General features: G+C 42.2%; 1 protein-coding gene. It reads right to left on the reverse strand.

Annotated features, from left to right (window positions below):
* A partial coding sequence (locus LI114_RS13845) for a hypothetical protein (protein WP_227221151.1) occupies window positions 1-315 on the reverse strand: 315 nt, incomplete at its 3' end.
* Window positions 316-332: the final 17 nt, after the last annotated feature.

The following is a 332-nucleotide window of genomic DNA, read 5'->3' on the forward strand; positions in this document are numbered from 1 at the left end:
TGCTTTCTTGTATTCATTAAGCATTGTTGAGTTGCTGCCTGTAACGTATTTGCCGAGCTTTATTCCGTTGTATGTTTTCAGAAAAGCTAATCCGTTATCTCTATCGCAAGTACGATAACCCATAACGATCTCCCAAGTAAGAGCCTGAGTTGCATAGAAATATGCTTTGCTCTTATACGCATTGGGATAGCCGTAGTATGAGCACAGCGCGACAAATTGTTTTTCTACTCTTGTTAAGTCTTTCTGCCACGCGTTATCATCTTCCTTGTACCATTCCTCCCAATACTCGCCCTCGTCCATGTGAGGAATGATCATTACGCCGTCGATGTTTT

It is taken from the genome of Ruminococcus sp. 210702-SL.1.03 (genome assembly GCF_020559915.1).
In the GTDB taxonomy this organism is placed as follows: Bacteria; Bacillota; Clostridia; order Oscillospirales; family Ruminococcaceae; genus YE71.